At 40.1% G+C, this 2,737-nt stretch carries 6 protein-coding genes; 5 read left to right on the top strand and 1 reads right to left on the bottom strand.

Annotation, left to right across the window (positions count from 1 at the left end; translation table 11 throughout):
- Both JWG43_RS17340 and JWG43_RS17335 read left to right on the top strand, forming a co-directional pair.
- Positions 1-194, top strand: a 194-nt coding sequence (locus JWG43_RS17340) for a hypothetical protein (protein ID WP_205244204.1), incomplete at its 5' end; no start/stop codon positions are given.
- 73 nt (positions 195-267) lie between these two features.
- On the top strand, positions 268-672 hold the full coding sequence (locus JWG43_RS17335) for a hypothetical protein (RefSeq protein WP_205244203.1): 405 nt from the start codon (positions 268-270) through the stop codon (positions 670-672).
- A gap of 110 nt (positions 673-782) precedes the next feature.
- On the opposite strand, the gene JWG43_RS17330 is transcribed toward JWG43_RS17335, so the two are convergent.
- Positions 783-1,046 carry a hypothetical protein gene (locus tag JWG43_RS17330; RefSeq protein WP_205244205.1) on the bottom strand — a complete coding sequence of 88 codons (264 nt, stop codon included), beginning with the start codon at positions 1,044-1,046 and terminating at the stop codon, positions 783-785.
- On the opposite strand from JWG43_RS17330, the gene JWG43_RS17325 reads away from it, so the two are divergent.
- The 3 genes from JWG43_RS17325 to JWG43_RS17315 are packed head-to-tail and all read left to right on the top strand — an operon-like array spanning position 1,040 to position 2,660.
- Positions 1,040-2,236 (top strand): phospholipase D family protein, encoded by a 1,197-nt coding sequence (locus tag JWG43_RS17325; RefSeq protein ID WP_205244202.1) that lies wholly within the window; start codon positions 1,040-1,042, stop codon positions 2,234-2,236. The two genes, JWG43_RS17330 and JWG43_RS17325, sit on opposite strands and share 7 nt — an antisense overlap.
- 2 nt (positions 2,237-2,238) lie before the next feature.
- Positions 2,239-2,415: a hypothetical protein gene (locus JWG43_RS17320; protein ID WP_205244201.1), complete on the top strand. Its 177-nt coding sequence runs from the start codon at positions 2,239-2,241 to the stop codon at positions 2,413-2,415.
- Between the two features lie 23 nt (positions 2,416-2,438).
- On the top strand, positions 2,439-2,660 hold the full coding sequence (locus JWG43_RS17315; RefSeq protein WP_205244200.1) for a GIY-YIG nuclease family protein: 222 nt from the start codon (positions 2,439-2,441) through the stop codon (positions 2,658-2,660).
- The last annotated feature ends 77 nt before the right edge of the window (positions 2,661-2,737 follow it).

Here is a 2,737-nt window from a genome sequence, read left to right as displayed (position 1 = left end):
CTGAATTCGTCAGGAAAACACAGCAGATGCTCGGAATGCGCGGGAGAGGTCGTGACGTTGTGTCGGTGGGGGATTCATTCGTGCTGCGCGAATCCCAGGAAAGCTATGGCGTCAATTTCACCCCCGAAAATCGAGCCATAGCACTGAATAGTGCCTATTATTTGAGTGATTGCATTGAAAAATCAAAGGGTTGACTTGGTCCGACCCCGGACCAACGAATCGTAGCGTGTAGCCACAGCTAAATTCAAACCGAGGTTGTTGTTTCCAGTGGAACCTGAAATCATACAATTCGCCAACTCAATCGGTGCAAACGAACCGAGTGAATCCGACGAAGCCTACAGTCTCTATCGGTCGCTTTTTCGTGAGAGGAACTACTTTAGACATCCTAGCGGATTCTTAGTGATAAAAATAAGTCGCAGCAAAAAGCCATTCTGGGGCCTTGCCAAAGAAATCATGACCGTGCTTAACGACCACTTTCCGTACAACCTAATCTTGCTCAAGTCTGCCAGCCAGGGATGGGTTTTCAACAAAGAAGAAGTTATGCATTACATTGAACGACGTGTTTGGAGTCTGGATGGAAAAGGACTCCAATACAAAATTAACATGCCTCTACCCGACGCCAATATGTTTTTCGGGCCTAAAGGCTGCTTGAAAATACTTGGCATAGAATAACTTCCCAACCAACCGATAAACCTGACCGGAATAAAGCGCGGTTTTGAAAGGTGGCCTGCGCATCGACCGGCAGGTTATTTCACCGTTAGCATGAGGAGAAACAGGGAGCATTACGAGTTTGTCCCCAATGCGAAACGTTTCTGCTGGTCCCTTGCGACGTAGCGCCGGAATGCTTCGTCCAGGGTGCCATTGACGATGGCGCAGCGTAGAGCAAGCATACCATTGCCGTTCTCCTTGAGCCACCAGGCGCCGCTTCTCTTCAAACGGACGTGGCAGATGAACTTGTTGGCGGATTCAATACCGCCGCTACCGATCACATATTCGCCCCGACGGTTGTGGGCGTAGTTGATGCGATGGAGAAACAACAATGACAACAGAAATAATCACCAATAAGGTTTCTCCAAACTCAACACAAGCCGTATTCAATAATCTAGCTAATTCTGCTCACAAAATCATAATTGCAGTGGCTTTTTTCAGTGATTCAAATACTATTGAGAAATTTTTGGATATTGGAATAGAAGTGACATTAATTGTTAGTCTTCGCCCACCAACCAATTACTATTCGATTAAAAAAATACTTCATAGAAAAAATGTTCAAATATCATTTCTCGGTGATGATTTTCATTCAAAGATTTATGCATTTTATGATGAGATGCGAGGGATATCAAATGCAATAATAGGTTCATCCAATTTTACCAACGGTGGAATGAATAGTAATATCGAAACTAATGTAGTTATTCACGATCAAGACGCATTAACTCAAATAGACACAACTCTTGAGCAAATAATTGAAGAATCAACTCCGCTCCAACCTGACGAGCTGAATCGATACAAAATCAGATATGACAAATTTGTAAACTATAGCAATAGCGACAAATCAACTATAAAAACAAAAATTTCCCCCAAGAATATAAAAATCATCCCAAAAGCCTCAGAATATGCTGAATTTTGGAATGTAGCAGACAAAGTGAAAGATCTTGTCAGCGAAATATCAAGAAGTGAGTATCCGATGGTGCCAGAGTATCTGGTGATTGATCATTTTTGGCATTGGATCGTTAAAATCTGTGAACAAAGACGCTTAAAAGGTCTGATAGGTAACCCCGAAAAACGAGATAAAACAATTCCAGATTTATTTAAAGAATATTGCAAATGGGACAAATCTGCAACTACAAGCTACACAGAAAAAATGGGTAACGACTCGAAACATATTCAAAATATACTTTCTCCCAAAAAAATATCTTCCTTGTCAATAAATGAAGCATTAATTATTTACCGTTCTTTTCATGCTGCTCGGAGTTTAATCCAAAGATTTGGAGCTGATGAAAAATTTGTTAACGAAAACTCAATACAAGATATTCGTTCATCATTTTCATTCTTACTAGACGAAGCATATCCTGTTGAGTACCGAATTCATGAATTAATTTCTCCGAAAGGAAAATACAAACTTAATCATTTCGGCCCTTCATGTGTTCAAGAGCTAATAGGTTGGGCTAAACCAACCAAAATGCCAATCAGAAATAATAAGGCTGATAAGGCAATAAGGCTTCTAGGATTCAGGGGTTAACCATGGAAGATGGTAATATTTTTGACGATGATGATGCGTTAGATTGTATCTTGCTTGAAGAAAAAAATAGTGCAGAGTCAAAGAATACAAACAACAAAGCTGGCTGCCTCTCGCTTATAATAGTTGTATCAATTCCTCTTGCAAGCTTTGTATGGTTGTTCAACAAATGCATTTCTTAACACATTAAATAGCAAAAAATATCATGGATTTTGAATTTCATAATCGAATTTGCATTAAAGATGCAACTCGTGGAGACTTTCCGAAAACAGTCGGTGTTTATGCTTTTATAAATATAGGTAGCGGCAAAATTGAATATATCGGTAGCGCCACCGGCAAAAATGGTTTGCGCAATCGAATATGGAATCAACATTTAAACAGCAGTTCCCGCTTTGTCCTGAACCCCAGTGAATACGTGGTTCCTTAAAACAGTTTTCGCAAACTTTACCAGCCCGCCAAGGAGGAGGGCTGTTGTAAGATATTAAAATTACATCATTATTTTTT

It is taken from the genome of Desulfobulbus alkaliphilus, from assembly GCF_016918545.1.
GTDB classification, from domain to species: domain Bacteria; phylum Desulfobacterota; class Desulfobulbia; order Desulfobulbales; family Desulfobulbaceae; genus Desulfobulbus; species Desulfobulbus alkaliphilus.
This window is presented reverse-complemented; position numbering and strand designations above follow the sequence as displayed.